4 protein-coding genes are annotated in these 3,363 nt (G+C 62.9%); all 4 read left to right on the plus strand.

Translation table 11 applies throughout. The annotated features are described in order from the left end of the window. A partial coding sequence (gene scoE / locus CZ674_RS02295) for a (3R)-3-[(carboxymethyl)amino]fatty acid oxygenase/decarboxylase (protein WP_268802378.1) occupies nt 1-905 on the plus strand: 905 nt, incomplete at its 5' end. Next, on the plus strand, nt 902-1,453 hold the full coding sequence (locus CZ674_RS02300) for an FcoT family thioesterase (RefSeq protein WP_159456872.1): 552 nt from the start codon (nt 902-904) through the stop codon (nt 1,451-1,453). The genes scoE and CZ674_RS02300, both read left to right, overlap by 4 nt. Beyond that, on the plus strand, nt 1,443-2,228 hold the full coding sequence (locus CZ674_RS02305; protein WP_086990889.1) for a glycosyltransferase family 2 protein: 786 nt from the start codon (nt 1,443-1,445) through the stop codon (nt 2,226-2,228). The genes CZ674_RS02300 and CZ674_RS02305 overlap by 11 nt, the downstream gene beginning before the upstream one ends. Before the next feature lie 4 nt (nt 2,229-2,232). Beyond that, on the plus strand, nt 2,233-3,363 hold a 1,131-nt coding region (locus CZ674_RS02310; RefSeq protein WP_143244600.1), incomplete at its 3' end, for a glycosyltransferase family 2 protein.

Raw genomic sequence — 3,363 nt, forward strand, 5'->3', positions numbered from 1 at the left:
CGGGCAACAGGACGACTCACACAACCACCGGACCTACCGAACGGGGTCAGCCCAACACCATGGGAGTGGTGGTGAAGGATTTCAACGTCGACACCGTGACATCCGAGGACATCGACCGTCTGAAGCAGTCGATCTACCGAGACAAGGTGGCCGTACTCAGGAATCAGGGCGACATCACCCCCGAGCAGTTCGTGAAGCTCGGCCACATGTTCGGCGAGCTCGTCAGCTATCACGAGCCGATGTACCACCACCCCGACTTTGAGGAGATCTTCGTCTCCTCAAACATCCCCGAAGACGGCAAGCAGATCGGCGTGCCGAAGACGGGGAAGTTCTGGCATGCCGACTACCAGTTCATGCCGCAGCCGTTCGCTTTCACGATCTTCTCCCCGAAGGTACTGCCGCCGAAGAACCGTGGGACGTTCTTCATTAACATGGCGAAAGCGTATGAGGCGCTCCCCCAGGAGCTGAAGGATGCCGCGGCAGGCACCACGTCTTCGCATAGTGTGCGGAAATTCTTCAAGATCCGTCCCGACGACGTGTACCGCCCGCTGGGTGAGATCATCCGCGAAGTGGAGGAGCACACCCCCGCGGTGACCTTCCCGACTGTTATGGAGCATCCCGTCACAGGTGAGAAGATTCTCTTCATCAGCGAGGGTTTCACTGTCGAGCTTCATGGCAGTGACGACCCTGACCTACTTGACAAGCTATTCGATGCTACCGGGCAGCTGGATCAGGAGTTCGCGCACCCGAACATTTACCAGCACGCCTACGAGCCCGGCGACATCGTGATCTGGGACAACCGCACCCTGATCCATCGTGCGCTGCACACGACCACTCCGGCCGCGACGGTGTCACACCGGGTCACCGCACTCGATGGTCTGCCGCTCTACGCTCGCGCACTGTGACCACCGGGTTCTCGACGGGGCGGCTCGATGACCGCGAACCCGTGTTCCATCGTGCGGTGAATCCGTACCGGGCCAAGGGATGCATCTATCTCACTAGCGCGGAGGTGACCCGCTCCGACGAGGGGCAGGTCGCCTCCCATGGCCAGTTCCAGATCGGCGAGTCTTGCTACATCGACGACACCGGCCACTTCAACGCGGCGGAGTTCGTGATCTGCTACAACCAGCTCATGTACACGACCCTCGCGGTCGCAGTGCAGCATTCACTTCTGCCCGCGTTTTCGCACTGGACACTCGACGACTACTGGGCACGTCAGCTCCCCGACGTTCTCATCCACAAGCTCTCCAGCAGCTATCAGCGACCGATCGACGCGCGAGGACTCCGTGCAGAGTTCACGATTACGAACCTCAGCACCCGTGCGCTCTCGCGTGGCATGCTCACCCTCGACACGACCGTCCGTTTCGAGGACGACCACGGGGGCCGCGCGAAAGGCGAGGTTGCGCTCGCGCTCGTCAACGCTCCGGCAGCAGGTGACCAGCATGACCCCTGAGGCCGCCGTCAGCGTCATCGTCCCGTCGCTGGATGAAGCGCAGAACCTTGAGGAAGTGCTCCCAGAGATTCCGTCGCAATACGAACTCATCATCGTGGAAGGGGCGAGGTTTCACCGCACAACCGAACTCGTCCGCTCACTCAGGCCCGACGCCCGTGTCATCGAGCAAACCCGTTATGGCAAAGGCAACGCGGTAGCGTGCGGCTTCGCAGCCGCCACCGGAGACATCATCGTCATGTTCGACGCGGACGGCTCCGCTGACCCCGCGGAGATCACACGCTTCGTCCAAGCGATTAGTGACGGCGCTATGTTCGCGAAAGGCACCCCGTCACGGGGAGGGGGAAGTGACGACATCACTCACCTCCGCAACGCCGGCAACGTAGGGTTGACGCTGCTGACAAACCTGATGTTCGGCGTGCGTTACACCGACCTCTGCTACGGATACAACGCCCTTAACCGCGATCTGCTCCCGCTCCTCGACCTCCCCGACACTGAACCTGTCGGCGGGGCACCCCAGTGGGGCGATGGGTTCGAGATCGAAACCCTCATCAATGTCCGCGCCGCGCTCGCCGGTGTCCCGATCACCGAGGTTCCGAGCCATGAACGCTCCCGTATTCACGGTGTCAGCAACCTCAACGCTTGGCGCGATGGGAAGCGAGTGCTTGCCACATTGATCCGTGAGCGGCGCACCGCGAAAGAACGCCTGATCGCAGTAGACCCGATGCATCAAGCGGACACCCCGCTGTCGGTTCGCGGTCAGTTTCCCCTCTCGTAGTTCCATGCGCCTCGAGATCGTCATCTGCACATACACCGAGCACCGCAGCCACCTGCTGGAGGCCTGCGTAGCCTCCGCTATCAAGGAACTCCCTGAGGCAGGCAGGATCACCATCGTTGTCGATCACGCGGTCGCACATGCGCAGGCACTTGGCAAACGCTACCGCCACACTCCACAGGTGCGCCTGATGGAGAACACGAGGCAGCGCGGGCTTTCCGGCGCGAGGAACACGGCGATCGCGGCCAGCACCGCTGAGGTCCTGCTCTTCGTAGACGACGACGCCATCCTGCAAGAGGGCTGGTTCGAGGCGCTCGCTTCCCGGTTCGAAGACCCCAACGCTGCAATCATCGCCGGTGCTGTGCTCCCAGATTGGGAGAGTGCAACTGGCGCCCCACGGTGGTTCCCGCCCGAGTTCGGCTGGGTAGTCGGCTGCGATTACACCGGTATGGCCGCGAGTGGGTCAGAAGTTCGCAACCCGATCGGAGCTTGTATGGCGATACGCCGGGAGGTGTTCGCTGGCATCGGGCTCTTCGCTGAAGGGCTCGGCCGGATCGGCTCCCACCCCGTCGGCGGTGAGGAAACAGACTTGGGTATCCGGCTTCGTCGCCAGATGCCGGATGCTCGGATCATCCGAGATGCGGGCATCACGGTGAGCCACTTCGTCCCCCAGGCGCGAGCACGCGTCTCCTACATGCTGCGCCGCTGCTTCTGGGAAGGCCGCTCCAAAGCGCTGCTCCAAGCCCGTGATTCCGGTCCGCGAAGCCTGGGAGCCGAACGAACGCACGTCCTCACCACGGTCAGACGCGCGGTTCTCGCGGACGTGCGGAGCATGGTCGGTGGTGACCGCTCAGCGTTCCCCCGGAACCTCGTGCGCCTGGCCGCCGTCTGTGCGGCAGGAGCAGGGTTCGCGACCTCGCGGCGGCAGCATCGACGTCAGGCGCTCCTTGAGGGGAGCCCGCATCTCGGGGTTGATGTCACCGTGTGCATCGCGACCCTGGGTCGTAGTCGCGCCCTGGCTGAAACGGTCCGGGCGATCCTGACCCACACGCTGGCCGCAGTCGAGGTGCTCGTCGTCGATAAGGGTCTGCTGAGGGTTTGGTTGAGTCGGGGGGTTTATGCCGCCAGTGTGACGGCT

The sequence above is a fragment of the Agrococcus casei LMG 22410 genome (assembly GCF_900163565.1).
Lineage (GTDB): Bacteria > Actinomycetota > Actinomycetes > Actinomycetales > Microbacteriaceae > Agrococcus > Agrococcus casei.